The following is a 22491-nucleotide window of genomic DNA, read 5'->3' as shown; positions in this document are numbered from 1 at the left end:
CTAGCCGACCCGGGCGACGCCGACGAGAGACTGGCCGGTGCGGGGCGGCAGCGGGCCGTCAGGCGCGGCGTCTGGGTGCCACAGCCGGGCGTCGACGATGCCCGGCTCGACGAGGGCCAGCGGGCCGAAGAAGCCGGTGAAGTCAGCGACCGAGTGGTTGTATGCCGCCGTACCGCCCGAAGAGTACGCGCCGAAGCCGCGGTCGGCCGTGTCCCCGTCGCCGCGGCCGACGGACAGCACGACGTAGCTGCCTGGCGCGAGCGCGGCGACGTAGGCCGCCACCAGGTCGCGGGCCGCGTCCGGCGGGAAGAAGTGCAGCAGCGCCCCCATCACCAGGCAGGCGGGCCGTGTCAGGTCGATGGCGGCGCCGACCGCGCCGAGGATGGCGGGAACCTCGCGGATGTCACCCTCGATCGCGGTCACACCGGGATCGCCGTGCGCGGCGAGCGCCCGCAGGTGCGCGAGCACCACCGCGTTGTTGTCGATGAGCACGACGCGTGCGTCTTGTGAGGCCTGCCGCACGCTGTCGTGCGTGTTCGGCGCTGTCGGCATGCCGCAGCCGAGATCGACGAACTGCGTGATCCCCTGGCGGGCCGCCCACTGGACGGCGCGGGCGAGGAACTGGCGGTTCTCCCGCATGACGTCGGCGGAGATCGGCGCCACGGCGAGCAGCCTGCCCGCCACCTCGCGGTCGACTGCGAAGTGGTCCTTGCCGCCGAGCAGGAAGTCGTAGACGCGTGCGATCGACGGGGTCGTCGGGTCAAAGTCGGCCACGAGACACATCGTAGCGAGCCCGGAATATCCCCCGGGAATTTCCCGGGAACGCAACGGAAGCCAGGCCACGTCGAAGAGGCAAGGGATGCTTCACGGGAGGAGCCTGGAATGGAGCGAAGAACGAGTGGGTCGGGCGCGCAGATCAGGACGCTGCTCGCGACGGTGACGGTGACGGTAGCGGCGGCCGCGCTCGCCGGCTGCGCGGCGGGCGCCGCGACGGCAGGGCCGGGTGGTCAGCCCACGCCAACGACACGGCACACGCCGGCGAAGACGCCCACGCCGACAGGCACACCGACGGCGCTGCCCAAGGCGAGTTGCGGGCGGGCCTCGACCCACGGCCTGAACACGGCCACCCAGGTCCTGTCGGCGGACAAGGGCTCGCTGACCTGTTTCCAGGCCGCTGCGCGCGCCTGCAAGACCGCGAGCCTCGCGGTCACCGAGATGGGCGTGGACACGGGGACCAACCACGTCTTCGCCATCGAGCCTGGCGGCAAGGGCTGTGCGGTCACCGACTTGAGCCAGGGCTACTCGGCGAACTTCGGCGGCTCGCACAGCAAGATCGGCACCACTCAGTGCACCGTGGCCACCGTCACCGGCGGCGGTGTCACGCTCGCCTGTGGCGGCGAGAAGGTGCTCATCCCCGCGACGGTGACGCGCCTGTAGCCGGGCCTGGCAGGCTGTCCCTGCGGGCTGTCCCGGCGGGAGACAGCGCGCCCGCGGCGGCGTAGGGTGACCCAGGAACTGTCGCTGGATGGCGAGGAGGGTCATGCTTCGGGTCGGGCTGACGGGCGGTATCGGGTCGGGAAAGAGCGCGGTGGCGCAGCGGCTCGCCGCGCTCGGGGCGGTGGTGCTCGACGGCGACACGGCGGCCAGGGCCGTCGTGGAGCCGGGGACGCCGGGGCTGGCGCGGATCGCGGAAACCTTCGGGCCGGACGTGCTGCGGCCCGACGGGACGCTTGACCGGGCGAAGCTGGCCGGGATCGTATTCACCGACGAGGCAGCGAGGCAGCAGCTCAACGCCATCACGCACCCGCTGATCCTGGCGCACATCGTGGCGCAGGAGGAGGCCGCGCTGCGCGACGGCGGGCCGGATACCATCGTGGTGCACGACGTCCCGCTGCTCGCCGAGGGGCAGCGCGCGGCCGACTTCGACGTCGTCGTGGTGGTGGACGTGCCCACCGAGCTCCAGGTCACCAGGCTCACCGGGCGCGGGCTTCCGGAGGACCAGGCGCGCGCGCGGATGGCCGCCCAGGCGACGCGCGAGCAGCGGCTGGCGATCGCCGACATCGTGATCGACAACTCGGGCACGCAGGCCGACCTTGAGCGGCGCGTCGCCGAGGTCTGGGCCGACCTGACCGCCCGCGCCAAGCAGCGCACCGCCTGAGACAGCACCGCCTGAGACGGCACCGCCTGAGACGGCACCGCCAGCGGCCGCGTTAGGTTCGCGGCCGCCGGCGGCTAACCGGGCGGCGTAACGCCGCGGGCTGGTTACCAGCCCACGGCGACGACCATGTACTGCGGGTTGGTGATCGAGATGTCCGACGACTGGCCGGCGTCGTCGTCGTACGGGAAGCCGTACTGCAGGCCGTTGATCGCGTTCTGGTGCCAGAACTGCGCGTAGTAGTTCGCCGGCGCGGCCAGGTAGAAGTTGGCGGGGTTGGACTGCTGCGCGGCTGGCAGCTGCGCGACGTGCCGGTTGAGCCCGGCGCACAGCGTCGGGTTCGCGGAGAGCGTGCCGCCGCAGCCGAAGATCTGCGCGGTGCTGTCCGCGCTGTCGCCGTTGGCCGCCGCGTAGCTGCTGAAGTAGCTCGCGTACGCGCCGCCCGGCTGGAACGCGGGGTCGTTGCCAGGTGACGGGATGCCGTACGGCGCCTGGTCGGTGGCGAGCTCCTTGAACTCGGTTGGCACGGCGTTCTGGAACCGCGTGAAGGTCGCGGTCCTGCTTTCCTGGAAGGTGGTGTAGTTCTCGCCGACCTCCTGGTTGGAGCCGTCCTTGCCGTGCAGCAGCAGGGCGAGCTTGAGCCCGAAGCGGTCGACACGGGTGGTGTCCACGTTGATCGACGACGCGCCGACGGTGAACTCGATGAAGTCGTAGTACGGCGCGTTAGGCGAGCCGAGGTAGAAGTACATCCGCCCGGCCGAGTTCGCCGGCATGTCGATGTACGGCTGCTGCGCGATGGACTCCTCCTGGCCGTTGAAGCTCCAGTAGACCTGGCTGTCGGGGTACTGGCCGTTGGTCTGGTTCACGATCGAGACCTCGAGCACGTGCGTGGCCGCGGGGATCGCGCTGGTGTTGCCCCAGAACGAGGCGGGTGGCGCGCCCGTGCCGCCACCGCCGCCACCGCCGCTCGTGCCGCCGGTCGTGGTGTAGACGCCGAACTCCCACAGCGAGTAGCCGTACGGGGTGGCTCGCGCGGTCCCGTACATCCGGACGTACCGGCCGGTGCCGTTGACCGACAGGGTCTGGTTGCCGCCCGTGCCTGTGGTGGTGGAGTAGATCGTGGTCCACGTGGTGCCGTCGGGCGAGGCCTGGATCTGGAATGCGGTCGCGTAGGCGGCCTCCCAGTTCAGGGTGACTTCGCAGATCGTCTGGCTCGCGCCGAGGTCGACCTGGAGCCACTGCGGGTCGGAGAACGCGCTCGACCACCGGGTTCCCGTGTTACCGTCGACGGCCGCCGAGGCCGGGAAGCTCGCATTCTCCAGCGAGGACGCGGTTGCCGGGTGGTTGAGCGCCGCGTCGGTCGTGTTACACGAACTTCCGCCGAGCGTGCCGTAGACCTGGAACTCCCACAACGAATAGCCCCACTGGGTGGCCCGCTTCGTCCCGTACATCCGCACGTAGCGGCCCGTGCCGGTGATGTTCAGGGTCTGGGTGCCGCCGGTGCCCGTGGTCGTGGAGTAGATCGTGGTCCAGTTCACGGCGTCGGGCGAGGTCTGGATCTGGAACGCGGTCGCGTAGGCGGTCTCCCACTGCAGCACGACCTGGCTGATCGTCGCGGAGCTGCCGAGGTCGACCTGGAGCCACTGCGGGTCGGAGAACGCGCTCGACCACCGGGTTCCCGTGTTGCCGTCCACGGCCGCAGAGGCCGGGAAGGTGGCGTTCTCCAGCGAGGACGCGGTGGCCGGCTGGCCCTGGGACAGCAGGGTGGCGGCCTGGGCCTTGCCCGCGCTGCTCGCGGTGAACATGATGGCCAGCGCGAGGGCCGCCATGAGCGCACCCACGATGCGCCTGCGATAGCGTCGGCCCCTTCTTACTCGCGCGATTAGCGGTTTGAACGGCATCTGCGCCTCCCTTGGCGGGCCCGGGACGATTCCGGCGCTGCACCGGAACCAAATCAAGTCTTTTTAAAAGACTTAATTTTAATCGTGAAATTAACACCGAGATGGGCGCCGTCAAGAGGTTTAGACCATTTACATCGCTTACATTTCCCGGAAACGCCGCTGGCCCCGCAGTCCGAAGACTGCGGGGCCAGCGGTACTGGCTATGACGCTAGGTCCTGACCGAAGGCGTCAGCTCTGGCCGGACAGCTTGTCGCGCAGCGCGGCCAGGGCCTCGTCCGAGGCCAGGGTGCCCGACGGGGCGTTGCTGTCCTGCGGGGCACCCGGACGGGCGGCGCCACGCGGGCGGCTGCCGCTGGTGGTGGTGGTGGACGAGGCGGCAGCGGTGGCTTCGCCGTCCTCCTCGCCCTCCTCCTCGGCCTTGGCGCGAGACTCTTCGATCTGGCGGCGGTGCGCCTCGAAGCGGGAACGGGCCTCGGCGTACTGCCGCTCCCACTCCTCGCGCTGCGCCTCGAAACCGGGGAGCCAGTCGCCGCTCTCCGAGTCGAAGCCGTCCGGGTACTGGTAGTTGCCCGCCTCGTCGTAGGTCGCTGGCATGCCGTAGAGCGTCGGGTCGAATTCCTCGCCCGCCGCCTCGCCGGCAGCACCCTCGTTGGCCTGCTTGAGTGACAGCGAGATCCGGCGCCGGTCCAGGTCGATGTCGATGATCTTGACGAAGATCTCCTCGCCGACCTGGACGACCTGCTCCGGGATCTCCACGTGCCTGTCGGCAAGCTCGGAGATGTGGACCAGGCCCTCGATGCCCTCCTCGACGCGGACGAACGCGCCGAACGGCACCAGCTTGGTGACCCGGCCGGGGACGACCTGGCCGATCTGGTGGGTGCGGGCGAACTGCTGCCACGGGTCTTCCTGGGTGGACTTCAGCGACAGCGAGACGCGCTCGCGGTCCATGTCCACGTCCAGGACTTCGACCGTGACCTCCTGGCCGACCTCGACGACCTCGCCCGGGTGGTCGATGTGCTTCCAGGACAGCTCGGACACGTGCACCAGGCCGTCCACGCCGCCAAGGTCGACGAACGCGCCGAAGTTGACGATGGACGACACGACGCCCTTGCGGATCTGGCCCTTGCGCAGGGTGTTGAGGAACGTGTGGCGCACCTCGGACTGGGTCTGCTCGAGCCAGGCACGACGGGACAGGACCACGTTGTTGCGGTTCTTGTCCAGCTCGATGATCTTGGCCTCGATCTCCTTGCCGACATACGGCTGGAGGTCACGGACCCGGCGCATCTCCACCAGCGACGCGGGCAGGAAGCCGCGCAGGCCGATGTCGAGGATGAGGCCGCCCTTGACGACCTCGATGACGGTGCCGGTGACGACGCCGTCCTCCTCCTTGATCCGCTCGATGGTGCCCCACGCGCGCTCGTACTGCGCCCGCTTCTTGGACAGGATGAGGCGGCCTTCCTTGTCCTCCTTCTGGAGAACCAGGGCCTCGATCTGCTCGCCGGTCTTAACGACCTCGTGCGGGTCGACATCGTGCTTGATCGACAGTTCGCGTGACGGGATGACGCCCTCTGTCTTGTAGCCGATATCGAGCAAAACCTCGTCTCGATCGACCTTGACGACTGTGCCTTCGACAATGTCGCCGTCGTTGAAGTACTTGATGGTCTCGTCGATCGCGGCGAGGAATGCCTCCTCGGACCCGATGTCGTTGACCGCTACCTTGGGGGTCGTCGAGGTGGCTTGCGTGCTGCTCGTCATGAGTTGGTGGGCTCCGGATGCGGACAGGGATGAATGTTGCGGTGTGCGCGGCGGGCTTATGCAGTGAACGCGCGGGACTTGCCTGACCGGTCACGGCCTCGGCACGCCCCGGCGGCCTCACAGCCAGGCGGCCCGTTGGAGCGGACCGGGTGACGGCGACGAGACCGCACGAGGACACAGCGCAGAGTTCAGGTTATGTAGTTCTCGCTGGCTGGTCAATTGAATGCGGCTACAACTCAGCAACAGCCAACGGAACCCTGAACTCCTTACCCCTAACAACAGCCATTCTCCCACTGTTCCGCGCGAGAAGTGCTAGTGGGCGGCCTCAGCCCAGCTGCGGCCGGTGCCGATCGACACCTCGAGCGGCACGCGCAGGCTCGTCGCGCCGCCCATCTCGGTCTTGACCAGCGAAGTTAGCGCGTCGAGCTCGCCCGGCGCCGCCTCGAAGATCAGTTCGTCGTGGACCTGGAGCAGCATCCGCGATTTCAGGCCAGATGACTTCAGCGCTGCGGAGACACGAAGCATCGCCACCTTGATCACGTCGGCGGCCGAGCCCTGGATCGGCGCGTTGAGCGCCATCCGCTCGGCCATCTCGCGGCGCTGCCTGTTGTCCGAGGTGAGGTCGGGCAGGTAGCGGCGGCGGCCCATGATCGTGGAGGTGTAACCGTCGAGCCTGGCCTGGGCGACGATCGACTGCAGGTAGTCGCGGACGCCGCCGAACTCCTTGAAGTAGTCGTCCATCAGGCCGCGCGCCTCCTCGACGGAAATGCGCAGCTGGTTCGACAGGCCGAACGCGGACAGGCCGTAGGCGAGCCCGTAGTTCATCGCCTTGATCTTGGCGCGCTGCTCGGGGCTAACCTCGTGCGGGTCTACGCCGAACACCCGGGAGGCGGTCGCCGCGTGGAAGTCGTGACCTGACTCGAACGCCGCCATCAGCGCCTCGTCGCCGGACAGGTCGGCCATGATGCGCAGCTCGATCTGCGAGTAGTCCGCGGTCAGCAGCGTCTCGTAGCCGGGCCCGACGATGAAGCCCTCGCGGATGCGGCGGCCGGTCTCGGTGCGGATCGGGATGTTCTGCAGATTGGGGTCGGTCGACGACAGCCGGCCGGTCGCGGCGATCATCTGGTTGAACGTGGTGTGGATGCGCCCGTCGTCCCCGGTCGCCAGGGTCAGGATGTCCACGAAGGACTTGAGCTTGCTGACGTCGCGGTGGTGCATGAGGTGCTCGAGCACCGGATTGCCGGTGGACGCGAGCAGGTTCGCGAGAGCCTCGGAGTCCGTGGTGTAGCCGGTCTTGATCTTCTTGGTCTTCGGCAGGCCGAGCTCGGTGAACAGGACCTCCTGCAGCTGCTTGGGCGAGCCGAGGTTGAACTCGTGGCCCACGATCGAGTAGGCCGCCTGCTCGGCCGCCTTGACCTCGCCGTAGAGCGTCGCGGACATCTCCGCGAAGTGGTCGGTGTCGGCCGCGATCCCGGTCCGCTCCATCTCCGCGAGCACGGTGACGAGCGGCAGCTCGATCTCGTTCAGCAGCCGGGTCGCGCCGCGCCGCTCCAGGTCGGCGTCGAGCGCGGCGGCGAGGTCGAGGGTCGCCCGCGCGCGCAGCACGAGCGCGAACGCCGCCTCCTCCTCCCCCGACCCGTCGAGGGTGAGCTGCACGTTGTCCCCCGCGGGGTCGGCCAGCTCCTTGCCGAGGTAACGCAGCGCAAGGTCGGCAAGATCGAAGGTCCGCTGGCCGGGCAGTGCGAGATATGCGGCGAGTGCGGTGTCTGAGGTCAGTCCATGCAGAACGTATCCATGCGATGCCAGCGCATGGATGGGTCCCTTGGCGTCGTGCAGCGCCTTGGGGTGAGCCTCCGACGCCAGCCACTCCCCCAGGGCGCGCTCGTCGTCGGGGGTGAGCGCGGCCGGGTCGAGGTAGGCGCCCGTGCCATCGGGGGCGGCGATCGCGATGCCGGTCACCCGGCCCATGCCGCCCAGCCATTGGCCGTCGAGAGCAAGCCCCATCCGTTCGGATGATGCGTGTTCTGCTAGCCAGCCGGGGACCTCCTCGGGGCCGAGGACGGATGCGTCGACCTCGAATGCCGTCGGCTTCGCCGCGGCGGGGGAAGCAGTGCCCGCGGCGGCCGTGCGCACCGCTCCCGGCAGGCCGTCCGGGAAGGTCTGGTAGAGACGGTCGCGCAGCACGCGGAACTGGAGGGTGTCGAAGAGCTGATGGATCTTCTCCCGGTCCCAGGGCTCCGGGGTGAGGTCCTGCGGCGCCGCGCCGACCACGTCGGCGGGCAGGTCGCGGAGCAGGGTGGTGAGCTGGCGGTTGCGCAGCACGTTGCCCAGGTGCTCGCGGAGCGCGTCGCCGGCCTTGCCCTTGACCTCATCGACCCGGTTGACCAGGTCCTCGAGCGAGCCGAACTCGACGATCCACTTGGTCGCGGTCTTCTCGCCGACGCCGGGGATGGACGGCAGGTTGTCGCTCGGGTCGCCGCGCAGCGCGGCGAAGTCCGGGTACTGGGCCGGGGTGAGGCCGTACTTCTCCAGCAGGCCAGCCGGGTCGTAGCGCTTCATGTCGGAGACGCCGCGGCTGTTGTAGAGAACGGTGGTCTTGTCGGACACCAGCTGGAAGGTGTCGCGATCCCCCGTGACGATCAGCACGTTCTCGCCGTCGGCTTCCGCCTGGGTGGCGAGGGTGGCGATGATGTCGTCGGCCTCGTAGCCGGGCGCGGACAGGTGCCTGATGCCGAGCGCGTCGAGTACCTCGAAGATCAGGCTGACCTGGCTGCGGAACTCGTCGGGCGCCTTGGTGCGGCCGGCCTTGTACTCGACGTACTGCTCATGCCGGAACGTCGGCTCGCTGCGGTCGAAGGCGACGGCGATCCTGGTCGGTTTCTCGTCCCGCAGGACGTTAATCAGCATCGCGGTGAAGCCGTAGACCGCGTTCGTCGGCTGGCCTGTCGTGGTGGCGAAGTTCTCCACCGGCAGCGCGAAGAACGCCCGGTAGGCCAGGGAGTGGCCGTCGAGCAGCAGCAGGGTGTCCGTCACGGTTCGATCCTATGGCTGGACAACGACGTTCGCCGCCGCACGCGGTGCTTTGGCTCGTCGGCAATACGGTGGCAGGCGGCCGCCTGCGGAACCGCCTGGCACCCTGCACACGCCTATCAAGTGATTGTGAATGCAAACAAGGTAGAATTCACGGGATAGAGGCCAGAAGCCCGCCAATTCTCTTCGATCGGGATAGGCAGGGGTTGACTTGTACGCCGGTCGCGCGCCGGCCGCCTGCGCGACACGCCGTCGCTGCGAGATTGTTATCAAGGTTCGGCCGACCACGCTCCGCTGCCGCAGGATCAGAAGCCATCCAGAGCAGTCACAGAACTGCCAGAGGATTGCCCAGTTCGCAGCCGCTATGCCGGACCCAAGTCGGGACGATGAGTTCCAAAGTCCGACGAACGGCGACTCATCTGGGTAAACGGGGCGGGATCGGCCGGGAACTCGGAGGGGTCGGGCGCGCAAACTTCGCTTTGCCGTTGGGACTCGATGTCGCTAACGTAACGACAGCGGACCCGGGGGTCCAAGTAGAAAACGTGTCAGCCCGGGGAAGGCGGACACGGTACCAACGGGTCCCCGGGTCCCCTGAGGCTGGCGCCCGACGGCAGAAAGCGCCATCGTATCGGGCGCCCACCTGAGGACTATCTCCCGGGGGGGACGACCCCCCGTACCCCCCGATAGATGGACGCCCGACGGCAGAAAGCGCCATCGTATCGGGCGCCCACCTCAGGACTATCTCCCGGGGGGACGACCCCCCTACCCCCCGATGTCCGCCTTGCGGCGGACAGAGCCGGGGGGATCTGCTTTGGGGGCTGCCGCTCTCCTTCTTGCTTCCTACTCGGGCTTTTCTGGCTCTTCCTTGTTCGCGGTGGCGTTCAGGGTGCCCTCGATTACGGCCTCGGCGACCTTGCGCATGGTCAGGCGGCGGTCCATCGAGGTCTTCTGGATCCAGCGGAAGGCCTGCGGCTCGGACATGCCGTGCTCGGACTGGAGCAGGCCCTTGGCGCGGTCGAGGAGCTTGCGCACCTCGAGGCGGTCCTTGAGGGTGCTGACCTCATCGTCGAGCGCCTTGATCTCGGTGTACCGGCTGACGGCCATCTCGATCGCGGGCACCAGGTCCGCCTTTGTGAAAGGCTTCACAAGGTAGGCCATCGCGCCGGCGTCCCTGGCACGCTCAACCAGCTCCCGCTGAGAGAACGCGGTAAGGATGACCACCGGGGCGATCCGGTGCTCGGCGATGCGCTCGGCGGCGGTAATCCCGTCAAGGACCGGCATCTTCACGTCAAAAATGGCGAGGTCGGGCTTGAGCGCGGTCACCTTCTCCACCGCGGCCTCGCCATCGGCGGCCTCGGCGACGACCGAGTAGCCCTCCTCTTCGAGCATTTCCTTGAGGTCCAGGCGGATCAGCGCCTCATCCTCCGCAATAACGACACGCAACGCATTCTGGCTCACGCACAGAGCCTACCGGGAACCGGTAGATTGTCATCGCACCCCGTCCTCGGTCAGGACGGTGAGCAGTCGCCCCGGTAGACCAATCGGTAGAGTCCATGGCCTCAAAATCCATCCAGTGTGGGTTCGAATCCCACCCGGGGCACCCGGGGCACTTTGTGTGACGCTCAGTGACGGTTTGTCAGTGGTCGTTGTGATACTTCCCCCATGTACACCGTCGAGGTCAGGCAACGTGCACTCGCGTTGCTGAGCGCGGATCCAAGGGCTGCACCGAAGTCTCGGTCGTCAGGCGGGACACGGTCGCGCGACTCGATGAATTCGTCGGGCCGAAGTACTGACGGGTCAGGTCAGCCGTGCGTGCTACGATTGCTACGGCGGAGGTGAGGTCATGCGGACGATCAGCCACCGGGAGCTGCGGAACAACAGCTCAGAGATCCTGCGAGCGGTGAGCGCCGGGGAGACCATCGAGGTGACCAATCACGGCGAGGTAGCGGCGGTCTTGATGCCGCCTGGCCTTACCGTGTACGAGCGCCTGGTCATCGCTGGAAAGGTCCGGGTGCCGCAGGCGGACCGACCGATTGATCTGCGAACTGTCCCCCGAGCGGTGGCGCCGATCTCAACCAGCGATATCATCGCCGACCTCCGAGGCGACAGGTGATCGTCTACGTCGATACATCAGCGGCGATGAAACTGGTCATCGAGGAGAAGGAGTCGTCGGAACTGGCCGATCGACTCGAACGGCTCAGGGATAACAACGACACGCTGGTGGCCTCGCTGCTGCTGCACACGCAAATGCACTGCGCGGCGAACCGGCGACCCGAGCACATCGCGCGTGAGTCTGTCTCCGCAGTGCTGTCGGCGATCTCCCTCGTGGATTTCGAGAGCAGTGACCTCATCATGGCGCCGCTCCTGCCCGGCAACCTGAGATCCGCCGACGCCATTCATCTAGCCACAGCACTGCGGCTGAACGCTCGCGCCATGATCGTCTACGACATCGAACTGATAGCGGCGGCGCGGATCGCCGGAATTGAGACGATCAGCCCTGCCTGACGGGCCCGGTTAAGCCTGGGTGAGGGTGATCTTGGTCCAGGAGCCGAGGTGGATGTGGTCGCCCGGGGCGAGGCGGACAGGATCGCCCGGTGTGACGTCACGACCGTTGACCTGGATGCCGTTCACCGAGTCCAGGTCAACGACCGTCCAGGCGCCGTCGGGGGTGGGGACGAGCTTGGCGTGCAGGCGGGACACACCGAGGTCCCGTGGCGGGCCCTTCAGGTCGATCTCCGGCTCGATGCCCTTGGACGCGCTGCGGCAGCCGATGCGGATCTCGGTGCCAGTCAGCGGGATGCGTCGTTCGGCGTAATCCTCGGGGAAGTCGATGTCGCCCGCGTCGGAGTCGCCAGCCACCTGGACGCTGTCGTAGTAGGCGCGGTCCGCGGTGATCACCGCGGTCCAGGGGCGTGTCGGATCGGGGGTGGCGGATTCCGGTTTGGGTTCGACGAGGGTCGGCGTCGGTAGCCTCACGGGCGCGGTGCCCTGCGGGGGCAACGGCACGGCGGCGGTGCCCGGCTGGGACGGGAAGCGGGCCGGGTCGTAGTGATCGAGGCCCAGGGCCAGGCGCAGCGCGTCGGCGAAGTCGCCGCAGGTGGGATACCGGTAGTCCGGTGACTTCGCGAGGGCGATGGCCAGCACGTCGTGGAGGGCGCGCGGCAGTTCCGGGCGGATCCTGGTGACGAGCGGCGGCGGCTCGTTGAGGTGGGCGTAGAGCACCGACCAGGCCGAGTCCCTGGGGAACGGGACGGTGCCTGTCAGCATCTCGTAGGCCACGCAGGCGAGGGCGTACTGGTCGGCGCGGCCGTCCACCGGCTGGCCGTTGATCTGCTCGGGCGCCGCGTAGTCCGGGGTACCGAGGAACTGCCCGGCGACGGTCAGGGTGCCCATCGACAGCATCGCCCTGGCGATGCCGAAGTCGGTCAGGTAGGCGTGCTCGGGGCCGCCGCGCCTGGAGTCCACCAGGATGTTGCCCGGCTTGACGTCGCGGTGGACAAGCCCCGCCGCGTGCGCGGCGTCCAGGGCGGACGCCACTGGGGAGATGAACGACGCGGCGCGGCGCGGCGTCAGCGTTCCCGCGGTGCGGAGCACCCCCTGCAGGGTGTCGCCCGCCACGAAGCGCATCGCGATGTACTGCACGCCGTCTGCCTCGCCCGCCGCGTACACGGGGATGATGTGCGGGTGGTCAACCGCCGCGACCGCTCGCGCCTCACGGACGAACCTGCTCCTGACCGACTCGTCGCCAGCCAGCAGCTTCAGTGCCACCACCCGGCCGAGCCGCTCGTCCCGCGCGCGGTACACCGCCGCCATCCCGCCCACGCCGACGAGTTGCTCAAGCAGGTACCCGGCCACGCGAATGCCCGGGGCGAGTCCGGTCAGCGGGCCGCTCAGCTGCGCTGGGGATTCCCCGGCCACCGTCCCTCCTCTGGCAGCTACGTCGTTGACTGTGGTGCCTTCAATTGTGCGGCGTGTCATGCCGTTCATGTGCTGGCAAAAGGAGCTTAACGGTATTCGGCAAGTCTCCGGGAGAGAGCCCACGCTGAACCCAGCGCCATCAGCACCGAGGTGACGATCACGACCCAGACGAGCGGGCCGAGGGTGCCGCTGCCCGAGGAGGCCGCCGACTCGAATACGGCCTGGTCGGCCTTGATCGCGCTGGTGATGGCGGTCTCGAGCGCACTGTAGCCGTCGGTGGCGCCGATGACGCTTTTCCGCTCGCCCGCGTAGTCGGCCGCGTTGCCGAGTGGGTAGATTTTTGCGTTCGCGGCATACCAGGAGGTCGCGTCCCGCTGCGCCTCGGCGATGAGCGACGTCGCCGTCCCCGTGCCTGCCTGGGCCGCGGCGGCGGCGCCGAGCCAGCTGCCAGGTCCGGGGCCGACCTGCTTGCTCGTGCTCGCGAAGTTGTCGGAGAACGAGGCGCTGCCGCTGCGGGAGATCACGTTGAGCACGGCGTCGCCCCTGATCTGCTGCACGCCGATGGACGCCCGTGCCAGGTCCTGCGCGGGGACAGAACCGTGGCCGATGCCGCGGTCAAGGTCGGAGCGGGCGGAAAGGAACCCGGCGGTGAGCCACGCCGCGCCGATAACGAGCAGCAGCGAGGCGACGACCAGGCCGGGGCTGAACATCCTGTTGGTGCGCCGTGCCAGCCAGCGCTGCGCCCGGAACAGCACAAAGCCGGTCACCACGGCGAGCACCAGCGCCGCGATCATCGTCGGCCACTCGGTCGCCTGCCCGCTCGCCGTGTCGAGCGCGGCGTTTTCCCGGTCGAAGACCGTGCTCGCGGCGGGCAGGAGCACCAGGTGCGCCTGTTCCGAGGCGACCTGAAGGAAGGAGCCGCCGGTCAGCGGGTAGCCCATCGCGTACTCCGTCTGCGCCTTGCCGACGTAGCCGGCGTAGACGGGCATCCCCGCGCTGAGCGCGGTCAGCGCTGCGCTTGCCTGGCCGCCGCCCTGCAGCGCGGCCAGGTGGGTCGACGCATCCCTGATGTCGCTCTGGTAGCGCCGCAGGTCAGCCGCGGACGCCTGTCCGGTGAGGTAAGTCGCGGTGATCGTCGCGTCGGCGTCGGCGATGTCCCGGTACATCTGCTGCGCGCCGAGGCTGAGCGGCTCGTCGACGGTGACCAGGGCCGAGGCGGCGGAGGCGTGCTGGGTGGCTACCCAGCCGCCGAGCGCTCCCCAGGCGAGCGAAAGCAGGACAAGGCCCACGAGCAGTGCCCGCAGCGCGGACGGCGTGGTGAGCGCGGGCCGGCTGTCGCGCGGCGCGGCGCCCCGCCTGCCACCCCGGCGGGCGGGTGGCGGTGCGGCGCCTGGCGAGCGGGAGGCTGGCAGGGTGGTGGTCATGAGCCGATCTCCGCGATCTGCTGCATGCCGAGCGCGACTAGCGTGTCAGGCAGCCGCTGGAAGCCGTACTTGCTCAAGTAGCCGGACCCGTTGCCGGTGGTAAGGGCCCAGCGCAGGAGGCTCTTGATCGCGCTGGCCTTGGCGGCGGTTGGCTGGGTGACGCTGACCACTGCGTACTCGTAGTTGACGATCGGGTACCCGGTGGCGGCCGGCCCGTCGATCATCGCGATGGTCTCGTTGGGCGGCGTCAGGTTGACGAAGGGGGCGGCGGCCGCCTGGATCGCCGCGGTGGTAGGCAGTGTGGGCGTGCCGACCGTGTTCGCAAGGCTCGCGTAACCGAGATTGTCGTTCAGCGCCTGAGGCAGGAAGCTGATGCCGTTGTACGCCACGCACCCGGGGGTCGCCGCGCACGTCTTTTCCACCTCGGTGCTGCTGCCCGCGCTCAGGTTACCGGCGACCTGCGGCCAGGCCGCTCGCGTGCCGTAGCCGATTCTGCTGTCCCAGTCGGGGTCCTGGGTCGACAGGTAGCTGGTGAACAGGAACGTGTCGCCCGAGTTGTCCGAGCGGTGCACCGGGCGGATGGGCAGCGACGGCAGCGGTACCTTCTGGTTGAGCTGCTTGATCAGCTTGTCATCCCAGTTCGTGATGGTGCCACTGTAGATGTCCGCGAGCACGGTGCCGTTCAGGTTGATGTGCGTGCCATTGCTGAGGCTCGGCAGGTTGTAGATGATCGTCTGCGCCGAGATGACCAGGGGGATGTTGAGCAGTTTGTGATTCTTGACGAGGTCGCCGCTTGACAGGTAGGCGTCGGACGCGCCGATGTCGACGGAGCCCGAGGAGGCGGCGTTGATCCCCTTGCCCGAGCTCGTGGACTTGGCGCTCACGGTCACACCGGAGGTACTCCGCTGATAGGCGGACGCCCAGTCCTGCGCGAGCGGATACAGCAGGCTGCTGCCTGCCTCCGAGATCGTCTGCGTCGATGCCGACAGCGCGGTAGCGCCGGCCCCGTGCCCGGCGGTCCCGCAGGCCGCGACGAGCACGGCAATCGCCGTCCCGAGCGCCGCGCGCGCCGTCGGGGTCCCCCAGCGTCGTCCCCTGCCCCCCACCCTGCGGCTCCTCACTCGCGCTGGTGGCCGTCGCCTGCCCGCCGAATTCACCGGATTCCGCCGCAATTCTCGCGCTTCCGCGGCATGGCCTAGGCAGTGACCAGGGACGCGAAGACGAATGTTCACCGGACAGCAAGCGAATGTTCACGCAACGCCCGGTCGCGTGTCCGGTGACGGTCCGGGACCGGGCGGGTCAGGGCTCGCTGACGATGCTGATCGCGGTCCAGGCGCCCACGTGGATGAGGTCGCCGGGGCGGACAGGCACCGCCTGGCCCTCGGGGATCTCGGTGCCGTTGACGAGCGTCCCGTTCGCGGAGCCGGGATCCACGACGGCCCAGGTGCCGTCTGGTGACCTGAGCAGGACCGCGTGCAGCCGGGACACGCCGGGGTCGGACGGCGGTACGGACAGGTCGATCTCCGGGGTGATGCCGCTCGACACGCTGCGCCGCCCGATCCGCATCTCGGTGCCGGAGAGGGGGAACTGGCGCTGCGGGTAGTAGGCGGGGAACGAGATGGTGTCCACGTCGGGGCCGTCGGCCGCCAGAACGCTGTCGAAGTAGGCACGATCCGCGGTCACCACTGCGGCCCAGTGCACCGGGGCGCCCGGCACGCCCGCACCTGACGCCGACGCCGGCGCGACAGTCTCGGGTGCGGGCGCGAAGCTGGCCGGCGCGGGCGGGACAGACACGGGTGGGACGGACACGGATGAGGCCGGCGCGGGCGCGACAGTCCAGGCTGCGCTGTGCGGCGCGGCCAGGGCCGTGGTGAAGTCATAGCCGCAGGACTCGCAGAACTGGCCCGCCCTGGTGACGCCGCACTGCCGGCAGGCCTCACCCGGCGGTGCGCCGCCAACGACGGTCAGGCCGGCCGCCTGGGCACCATCGGGCGCGGCCGCGCCGCCGCTGCCTAGGCCGCCGTCGAATCCAAGCTCGGGCGCGGCGCCGATCAGGACGCCGCAGACGTCGCAGAAGTCGTCGCTGGCGGACGCGTGACCGGACGGGCAGGTCGCCATCGCTAGCCCTTCTTCACCCGGACCGTCTTGGTCGAGCGGGTATCGAGCTGCATCTCGGCGGCCGCGTCGACCTTCTTCTTCAGCCGCACGGTGCCCGTCGCCTCGTCCACCACGTCGACCACGTTCGCCAGCAGCCGCGCCATCTCCTGGTTGCCCGCCTGGTGGGCGAGCGCGACCGCCCGGCCGAGCCGCGCGGTCGCGACGTCCACATCACCGCGCTTGTTCGCCTCGAGGCCGTCGGCGACCGCGGCGGCCAGTTCCGCCTGCCCGGTGTACCCGGCCACCCGGGGGTTGATCCTGGTGGACAGCGCCTCATCCTCCGTCCACGTCACCCGGACCAGGCCCTGGCCCAGCACCTGCTGGCCCTGCGGCGAGCTGGCGACCAGGCTGACCCGCGCGGCGAGCATCTCCTGCCCCAGCCCGGCCGGGGTCACCGAGACGGCCACGTGGTAGTCGCGGCTCTCCCCTGGCGCCCACGCCCCCGTCGGGTAGTCCCCCGCCTGCACCCCGGCCTGCAGCCGGCGCTCCGTCAGGTCGTCGATCGCGGGCGCGACCTGCTTGACGAACCGCAGCGACGCCTGCTGCGGCGTCCACACCCGCAGCACCACATCGGGCAGCTGCTTGCTCATCGCCTCCCTGGCCAGCGCCTCGAAATCGGCGGCGAGCCCGGCCGGGTCCACGATGATGTCGACAGTGCCGAGCAGGGCCGTGGAGATCTTGCGCAGCTCCCCGACCTCCCAGTCGGTGCCGACACCCCGGCAGTCGCAGCGGAACCTGCCCTCGCACAAGCCGATCGCGGCGGCCAGCTCCTCCGGCGTCTCATGCTGGTTCTTGCCGTCGGTGAGCAAGATGGCGTGCCGCAGCGCGGCAGGCGAGGTCTGGAAGATCCGGTCGGCCAGCCGCAGCCACTGGCCGATCGCGGTGCCCCCGTTCGCCCGCAGCTGGCGCAGCGCGCTCTTCGCCTCCCCCCTGCTCCGCTCGCCGGCGATCGCCATCGAGCCGTCGGGAGGATAGACCGGCCAGGCCGTGCTCGTGCCCGCGACGATCGCGAACCACGTCCCGTCACCGATCACGTCCACGGCGGCAGCCGTGGCCGCCCGCGCCTCAGCGAGCTTGGCCGGCGGATAGTCCATCGACCCGGAGCAGTCGATGATGATGATCTCCGCGCTGCCGGCCTCCGGCCCACTGACCGGCCCAGCGAACGGCGCGTCGCCCGACTGGTCGGCGGTCACCGTGACGATCGCGCTGACATCACGCCCGCCCGCCGGCAGATACGGGTTCTGATCGATGTCCACGGTGAAACCGGGCAAACCTGTCATCGCAGTCTCCAGGAGATCTATAGCCAAGTCCGGGGCCGGACGCTGTTCGCCATGTCGACCAGCTCGACCCGCCGTTCGGGTATCAGGTTGGCGAGCGCACGGTAGCCGCGCTCGAGCCCGAAGCGCAGCGCCCGCTCGTTCGGCTCGCAGCCGAGGATGCGCTCGCCGGCCGGCTGCCCGCCGCCGCGCCGCGCGCCGTCGGGAACGGCTGCCACCCAGTCGAGCGCGGCCCGCAGGATCTCCACGCCGAGCTGGTGCCTGCGCGGGTCGTTGTCGTCGAGCGACAGCCGCCCGAGGCGCAGGTCCGCCTGGCGCAGTTCGGTGTCCGACTGGCCGGCGCCGCCGGTGACCAGCAGCCGGACGGCCGAGATCTGCGCGGCGGCATAGTGGCTTGACGTCTCGGGGACCGCGGCCACCGCACCCACGGCGCCGGCCCGGTCGCCGGCCGCCAGACAGGCCCTGGCCAGGCCGAAGCCGGCGCTGACGTGGGAGCGGTCGATAGTCCACACGAGCTGGAAGTACCGCCGCGCGATCGCCGGGTCGCCGGCCGCCTCAGCCGCGAACCCGAGCGCGACCTTCGGCGCGAGCTCACCTGGCAGCTCGTCGTAGACCGCGCTGAACGCGGCTAGCGTCCTGTCGGGCCTGCCGCCCGCCAGCTCGTGCAGTCCCCAGTACCAGGTGATCCGCCAGTCCCCCGGGTCCGCAGCGGACAACTCGGTCAGGTGGGACCCGGCAGCGTCCATGTCGCCCGCCGCGATCAGCGCGCGGACCAGGGCGAGCTTCGTCTCCGGCGATCCGGCCACGGCCGGATCCACGCCCGCGTCGCCCGTGATCGCGGCGAGCAGCTTCTCGGCCTGCTGGGCGGGCTCGAGGCCGCCGAGCAGGGCCAGGTAGCCGGCCGCCGGGTCGCCGCCGTCCGCGAGCGGAGCGGGCAGGCCCGCGATGACCTCGGCAGGCGAAGGCGGCGCGGCCGCGGTGACCGCTGCACCGTTCTGGCGTATCGGGATCAAGTCGGTGCCTACCGCGCGCAGCTCCGGGCTGAACAGGCCGGAGAACGCGGGCCGCGGCCGGCCGTCGTCGACCGAGAGCACCTCGCGCAGTACCCCGGTGAGCTGCTCGGCCATCTCCCCCGCCGACTGGAACCTGCGTCCGGGGTCGGCGTGGGTGGCGCGGCGCAGCAGCCGGGCGTAGGACTCGTGCCGCGCGAGCAGCGGCTCGGACTCGGGCAGCTTGAACTGGTACTCGCCCTGGAAGCCGCGGAACTCGAAGGTGAGCACGGCCAGGGTCCGGCCGACCGTGTACAGGTCGGAACTCGGCGACGGGCCCTCGGTCTCGATCTCCGGCGCCTGGTAGCCGACCGTGCCGTAGATGGCGCCGTCGTCATCGATGTAGCGGACGCCGCCCATGTCGATGAGCTTCAGCTGCTCCTCGGTCTGGATGATGTTGTCCGGCTTGAAGTCGCAGTAGACGAGGCCCCTGTCGTGCAGGTAACCGAAGGCGGGCAGGATCTCCAGCGCGTAGGCGAGCGCGTGCTCTAGCTTCACCACACCGCCGCGCTGTCGTGCCTCGACGCGGATCTCCTTGAGCGACTTGCCGCCCACGTACTCCATGACGATGTAGCCGGCGGTCTCGCCGTCTGCCTGGCTGGTGTGCTGTACGAAGTTGTAGATCCGGACGATGTTCGGGTGCTCGACCTGGGCCAGGAACCGCCGCTCGGCGACGGCGGCCTCCATGGCGTCCGCGTCCCCGGTGTTGAGCAGGCCCTTGAGCACCACCCAGCGGTCGCTGACGTTGCGGTCCCTGGCCAGGTAGATCCAGCCGAGTCCGCCGTGCGCGAGGCAGCCGAGCACCTCGTACTGCCCGGCGACGAGTTCGCCTGGCACCAGCTTGGGGCTGAAGGAGTACCTGGTGCGGCAGTTCGGGCAGAACCCCTCGGTCAGGCCGGGCCGACCGTCGCGTGACTGGCCGACGGCTTGACCGCAGTTGCCGCAGAACCGCCGGCTCTCCGGGACTCGCGGGTCGGCCAGGACCGCGGACGAGGGATCGACATACGCGACCGGCGGCACCTCGACAAGCCCGGCCCCTAGCATGCCGCGCGACGACCGCCCGCTGCCTCCCCGCGAGCCCCGGCTGCCGCGGCGGCTGCCGGTGCCCGCGGAACTCGAGCCAGAACCTGAGCCGGGACCTGAGCTGTAGGCGAAGCTGCCGGTGGGGCCGCTGCCCGTTGCGCCGGTGCCCAGCCCACCTGAGCTGGCACCTCCTGAGCTGGCACCGCCCGCGGCCGCGCCGGCGTAGCGGATGCTGCCGCCACCCGACGCCAGTGCCCAGCCGGCGGGCGCCGACGCGGGCGCGAGCCCGCAAACGTCGCAGTATCCGTCCTGGATCGTCCCGCCGCATCCCGGCTGGGCGCACGCCTGAGTCATCGCCGTCCGTCTCCTTCGAGGATCGCGCGCTGGTAGGCGACCACGGCAGGCTCGGCCGACGCCAGGTCGCAGGGCGCCGTCCACAGCAGGGCGTACGCCTCGTCATAACGGGCCGCCACCCGAGATTCCTCGACTGCGCCGAGGCGGCCGGCCTTGGCCTTGTACGCGCGCAGCAGCGCGCGCAGTTCGTCGCGCTTGTCGATGGCCGCGGCCGCGGCCTGGCGCACCCGGTCGGTCTGCTCACCGGACCTGGCCAGGTCGGCCTCGCAGCGGTCGAGTTCCGCCGCCAGCCTGCTCCACTGCCCGCCTGCCGCGAGCGCGCCGAGTGCGGCCACCGGCGGCTCGCGGACGTCGGGGGGCAGCGGCGGCAGCACGCTGATCCGTGTCGCTGCCTCGCGCCACGCCGTCACCGCGTCGCTGCGCGCGCCGCGGGCGGCGGCGGTGGCCGCCGAGAGGCTGGCGATCCGCCGCTGCGCCTGCTCCCGCAGCCGGGCGAGCTCGGCGATCCGCGGCGTGAGCGCGGAGACCTGCCCGCGCGCCAGGTCGGCCGCCGAGGTGTCGGTGCGCCCGTCATGCCACAGGGCGAGCGGATCGGTGTTGGACGCGGAGCGCGCCGCGTCGACGGCGGATTCGGCTTCGGCGAACGCCGACTCCAGGTCGGCGCCGAGCCCGGCGACCAGCGGCCGGACGCGTGCCAGTTCCTCGGTCGCCGCGTCCAGGGGAGCGCCGACCGCGGCCCAGACCGTCTCGACGGCCGAGGTCACCTCGGTTACCTCGGCGAAGGCCCGTCGCATAGTGCCGACCGCGGTCACCAGGGTCACCGGAGGGCGGCCGTTGGCTGTCAGATCCCGCTGCGCGAGCGGGACGTTCGGCCCGGACAGCTGCACGCAGCCATCGGAGAGCAGCCCGGCGAGCTCGGCCAGGTCGTTCCTTGATGGCTTACGGACTGCGCCCAGGACGGCGATCCTGTCAACGACGGCCGAATAGGCAAGGAAGGTCTCCCACAGGGACGCCAGGGCGATCGATGCCTTCTCCCAGCGCTGCCTGGTCAGCCCGGTCAGCGTCGCACCCTCGAGGGCCTGCCTGGCGTAGTTACTGTCGAGCTCGAGCAGGTTCGCCTGGATGGCGTCGCGGTCGGCGAGCACCGCGGCCACCCGCTCGGGGCCGGACAGCGTCCCGGCAGGCCCGGGCGTCACCGTGACCCCGCAGTCCGCCGGCGCGCGGCGCGCCGCCGCGCGCTAGGCTGCCCGCCGCTCGACGGCGCCAGCGCTGAACCCGACATCTCGTCCCTGCTCCCCGGCCGCAGCGATGCCCAACGATGAGCCATCTCGGTCGCGAGACCAGCACCCGGACCGTGATGGGAGTTCCTTTTTACCTTAGTGCGTCCGCATTTCAAGCAGTCCGGTGACGACAAGGCGAAATGCGCCGCTGCGTCACCAGATGTTCACGGGCGGGACAGGCGGGCCTGGCCGGTGTCTGGCTGCACCGCGGCTGGCCTGGCCCGCCACCTGGCTAGCCGTGGTGGTTGTTTGCCGCAGACGCGTCGGCGCGCGGCGGGAACGGGATGATGACGACCGTGATGTTGTCGAGGCCACCGGAGTCAATCGCGAACTTGGCGAGGTCGGCGGAGGCGTCGAGCGGGCGGGTGAGCGCCGCGGGCATCGCCATGGCGGCCAGTTCCGCGGCCTCCGGGCGGTAATTCCATAGTCCGTCTGAGCACAGCAGCAGGACGCCGGGTCCTGACGGGCTGAACTGCTCCACGTGCGCCTCGGGATCGGGCAGGTCCGCACCCAGCCACCGGGTGATCACGTGCGCCTGGGGCGAGGCCATCGCCTCGTCCATGGTGGCGAGGCCGGCCGCGACGATCTCCTCGGCGAGCGAGTCGTCCCTGGTCACGCGCTTTGACCCGCCGGTGATGTCGATGGTGGCGTCCGGGCCCGCCTGGACCGGCGAGTTCGCCGCGAGCCAGTAGGCGCGGCTATCGCCGAGCCAGCACACGGTGATCTGCCGCTGGCTGACAATCGCGGACAGGTAGGTCGCCGCCGGCGCACCCCCGGCGTCCGCCAGCTCGGTGACTGCCCGCCCGGCGGCCTTGACCGCCATCTTGGACACCTCCGCCGGATCCTCGCCGCGCTCCGCGCCCTCGGCCAGCACGGTGATGCCGGTGTTGACCGCTGTCCATGACGCCTCGTCGGGCCGGGGCGCCGAGGACACGCCGTCGGAGACAATCGCGACCGCCACCGGGCCGGAAGTCGTTTCCGCGACTGCGAAATGCATCGCGTCTTCGTTCCGTGAGTGGCGAAGGCCGCGGTCGCTGACCCCGGCCACCTGGCCGAGGTCCTCCTTCATATGGTCCCTGTCGACGGCAACCCGCTGCCCGCAGGACGGGCAGTAGCCATCTTGATCTGTCATGACCGGTTCTGCGGAGTCCGCTGAACACGCCACGCA

The 22491-nt window shown here is 69.9% G+C and carries 17 protein-coding genes and 1 tRNA gene; 5 read left to right on the top strand and 13 right to left on the bottom strand.

Annotation, left to right across the window (positions count from 1 at the left end):
- The gene (locus tag EAS64_RS22715) at positions 1 to 774 is read right to left on the bottom strand and encodes an SAM-dependent methyltransferase (protein WP_187366106.1); all 774 of its coding nucleotides are present in this window, start codon (positions 772 to 774) and stop codon (positions 1 to 3) included.
- A 108-nt stretch (positions 775 to 882) separates the two neighbouring features.
- Between EAS64_RS22715 and EAS64_RS22710 the strand changes: the two genes are divergently transcribed.
- Together EAS64_RS22710 and coaE are read left to right on the top strand one after the other, a co-directional pair.
- Positions 883 to 1437, top strand: coding sequence for a hypothetical protein (locus EAS64_RS22710; RefSeq protein WP_145855822.1), 555 nt, complete (start codon positions 883 to 885; stop codon positions 1435 to 1437).
- A 103-nt stretch (positions 1438 to 1540) separates the two neighbouring features.
- The gene (gene coaE, locus EAS64_RS22705) at positions 1541 to 2158 is read left to right on the top strand and encodes a dephospho-CoA kinase (RefSeq protein ID WP_145855820.1); all 618 of its coding nucleotides are present in this window, start codon (positions 1541 to 1543) and stop codon (positions 2156 to 2158) included.
- A 104-nt stretch (positions 2159 to 2262) separates the two neighbouring features.
- On the opposite strand, the gene EAS64_RS22700 is transcribed toward coaE, so the two are convergent.
- From EAS64_RS22700 to EAS64_RS22685, 4 genes are all read right to left on the bottom strand, one after another.
- Positions 2263 to 3996 (bottom strand): discoidin domain-containing protein, encoded by a 1734-nt coding sequence (locus EAS64_RS22700; RefSeq protein WP_222849508.1) that lies wholly within the window; start codon positions 3994 to 3996, stop codon positions 2263 to 2265.
- Positions 3997 to 4284: 288 nt separating this feature from the next.
- On the bottom strand, positions 4285 to 5811 hold the full coding sequence (rpsA, locus tag EAS64_RS22695) for a 30S ribosomal protein S1 (protein WP_145855816.1): 1527 nt from the start codon (positions 5809 to 5811) through the stop codon (positions 4285 to 4287).
- A 312-nt stretch (positions 5812 to 6123) separates the two neighbouring features.
- Complete coding sequence (polA, locus tag EAS64_RS22690) at positions 6124 to 8844, bottom strand: DNA polymerase I (protein WP_222849507.1); 2721 nt, start codon at positions 8842 to 8844, stop codon at positions 6124 to 6126.
- Between the two features lie 837 nt (positions 8845 to 9681).
- The gene (locus tag EAS64_RS22685; RefSeq protein WP_439333616.1) at positions 9682 to 10299 is read right to left on the bottom strand and encodes an ANTAR domain-containing response regulator; all 618 of its coding nucleotides are present in this window, start codon (positions 10297 to 10299) and stop codon (positions 9682 to 9684) included.
- Positions 10300 to 10367: 68 nt separating this feature from the next.
- On the opposite strand from EAS64_RS22685, the gene EAS64_RS22680 reads away from it, so the two are divergent.
- The 3 genes from EAS64_RS22680 to EAS64_RS22670 all read left to right on the top strand — a co-directional run bounded on the left by EAS64_RS22680 (position 10368) and on the right by EAS64_RS22670 (position 11346).
- Positions 10368 to 10441: transfer RNA gene (locus tag EAS64_RS22680), tRNA-Leu, on the top strand.
- Between the two features lie 243 nt (positions 10442 to 10684).
- Positions 10685 to 10954: a type II toxin-antitoxin system Phd/YefM family antitoxin gene (locus EAS64_RS22675; protein WP_145855812.1), complete on the top strand. Its 270-nt coding sequence runs from the start codon at positions 10685 to 10687 to the stop codon at positions 10952 to 10954.
- On the top strand, positions 10951 to 11346 hold the full coding sequence (locus tag EAS64_RS22670; RefSeq protein ID WP_145855809.1) for a type II toxin-antitoxin system VapC family toxin: 396 nt from the start codon (positions 10951 to 10953) through the stop codon (positions 11344 to 11346). The genes EAS64_RS22675 and EAS64_RS22670 overlap by 4 nt, the downstream gene beginning before the upstream one ends.
- 9 nt (positions 11347 to 11355) lie before the next feature.
- On the opposite strand, the gene EAS64_RS22665 is transcribed toward EAS64_RS22670, so the two are convergent.
- The 8 genes from EAS64_RS22665 to EAS64_RS22630 all read right to left on the bottom strand — a co-directional run bounded on the left by EAS64_RS22665 (position 11356) and on the right by EAS64_RS22630 (position 22455).
- Complete coding sequence (locus EAS64_RS22665; protein ID WP_222849506.1) at positions 11356 to 12759, bottom strand: FHA domain-containing serine/threonine-protein kinase; 1404 nt, start codon at positions 12757 to 12759, stop codon at positions 11356 to 11358.
- A gap of 86 nt (positions 12760 to 12845) precedes the next feature.
- A complete protein-coding gene (locus EAS64_RS22660) occupies positions 12846 to 14183 on the bottom strand; it encodes a GlnX family signal transduction membrane protein (RefSeq protein WP_145855807.1) in 1338 nt (445 codons plus the stop codon).
- Positions 14180 to 15289 carry a phosphate ABC transporter substrate-binding protein PstS gene (pstS, locus tag EAS64_RS22655; RefSeq protein WP_187366103.1) on the bottom strand — a complete coding sequence of 370 codons (1110 nt, stop codon included), beginning with the start codon at positions 15287 to 15289 and terminating at the stop codon, positions 14180 to 14182. Before pstS ends, EAS64_RS22660 begins: the two co-directional genes overlap by 4 nt.
- A gap of 193 nt (positions 15290 to 15482) precedes the next feature.
- Positions 15483 to 16301, bottom strand: coding sequence for an FHA domain-containing protein (locus EAS64_RS22650; RefSeq protein ID WP_145855805.1), 819 nt, complete (start codon positions 16299 to 16301; stop codon positions 15483 to 15485).
- Positions 16302 to 16303: 2 nt separating this feature from the next.
- Complete coding sequence (locus tag EAS64_RS22645; RefSeq protein ID WP_145855803.1) at positions 16304 to 17620, bottom strand: vWA domain-containing protein; 1317 nt, start codon at positions 17618 to 17620, stop codon at positions 16304 to 16306.
- A 17-nt stretch (positions 17621 to 17637) separates the two neighbouring features.
- A complete protein-coding gene (locus tag EAS64_RS22640) occupies positions 17638 to 20043 on the bottom strand; it encodes a serine/threonine-protein kinase (RefSeq protein ID WP_145855801.1) in 2406 nt (801 codons plus the stop codon).
- Entirely contained in the window at positions 20040 to 21239 is a 1200-nt protein-coding gene (locus EAS64_RS22635) for a hypothetical protein (protein WP_145855799.1), read from the bottom strand. The genes EAS64_RS22640 and EAS64_RS22635 overlap by 4 nt, the downstream gene beginning before the upstream one ends.
- Positions 21240 to 21555: 316 nt before the next feature.
- Positions 21556 to 22455 carry a PP2C family protein-serine/threonine phosphatase gene (locus EAS64_RS22630; protein WP_187366102.1) on the bottom strand — a complete coding sequence of 300 codons (900 nt, stop codon included), beginning with the start codon at positions 22453 to 22455 and terminating at the stop codon, positions 21556 to 21558.
- Positions 22456 to 22491: the final 36 nt, after the last annotated feature.

The organism is Trebonia kvetii (genome assembly GCF_007827045.1).
In the GTDB taxonomy this organism is placed as follows: Bacteria; Actinomycetota; Actinomycetes; order Streptosporangiales; family Streptosporangiaceae; genus Trebonia; species Trebonia kvetii.
This window is presented reverse-complemented; position numbering and strand designations above follow the sequence as displayed.

What these genes read in the sequence shown, in the direction of transcription:
- EAS64_RS22710 (WP_145855822.1), top strand. Translation starts at nt 883, where the DNA reads ATGGAGCGAAGAACGAGTGGGTCGGGCGCGCAGATCAGGACGCTGCTC.
- rpsA (WP_145855816.1), bottom strand. Translation starts at nt 5,811, where the DNA reads ATGACGAGCAGCACGCAAGCCACCTCGACGACCCCCAAGGTAGCGGTC.
- EAS64_RS22630 (WP_187366102.1), bottom strand. Translation starts at nt 22,455, where the DNA reads ATGACAGATCAAGATGGCTACTGCCCGTCCTGCGGGCAGCGGGTTGCC.
- EAS64_RS22660 (WP_145855807.1), bottom strand. Translation starts at nt 14,183, where the DNA reads ATGACCACCACCCTGCCAGCCTCCCGCTCGCCAGGCGCCGCACCGCCA.
- EAS64_RS22650 (WP_145855805.1), bottom strand. Translation starts at nt 16,301, where the DNA reads ATGGCGACCTGCCCGTCCGGTCACGCGTCCGCCAGCGACGACTTCTGC.
- EAS64_RS22675 (WP_145855812.1), top strand. Translation starts at nt 10,685, where the DNA reads ATGCGGACGATCAGCCACCGGGAGCTGCGGAACAACAGCTCAGAGATC.
- EAS64_RS22640 (WP_145855801.1), bottom strand. Translation starts at nt 20,043, where the DNA reads ATGACTCAGGCGTGCGCCCAGCCGGGATGCGGCGGGACGATCCAGGAC.
- coaE (WP_145855820.1), top strand. Translation starts at nt 1,541, where the DNA reads ATGCTTCGGGTCGGGCTGACGGGCGGTATCGGGTCGGGAAAGAGCGCG.
- EAS64_RS22645 (WP_145855803.1), bottom strand. Translation starts at nt 17,620, where the DNA reads ATGACAGGTTTGCCCGGTTTCACCGTGGACATCGATCAGAACCCGTAT.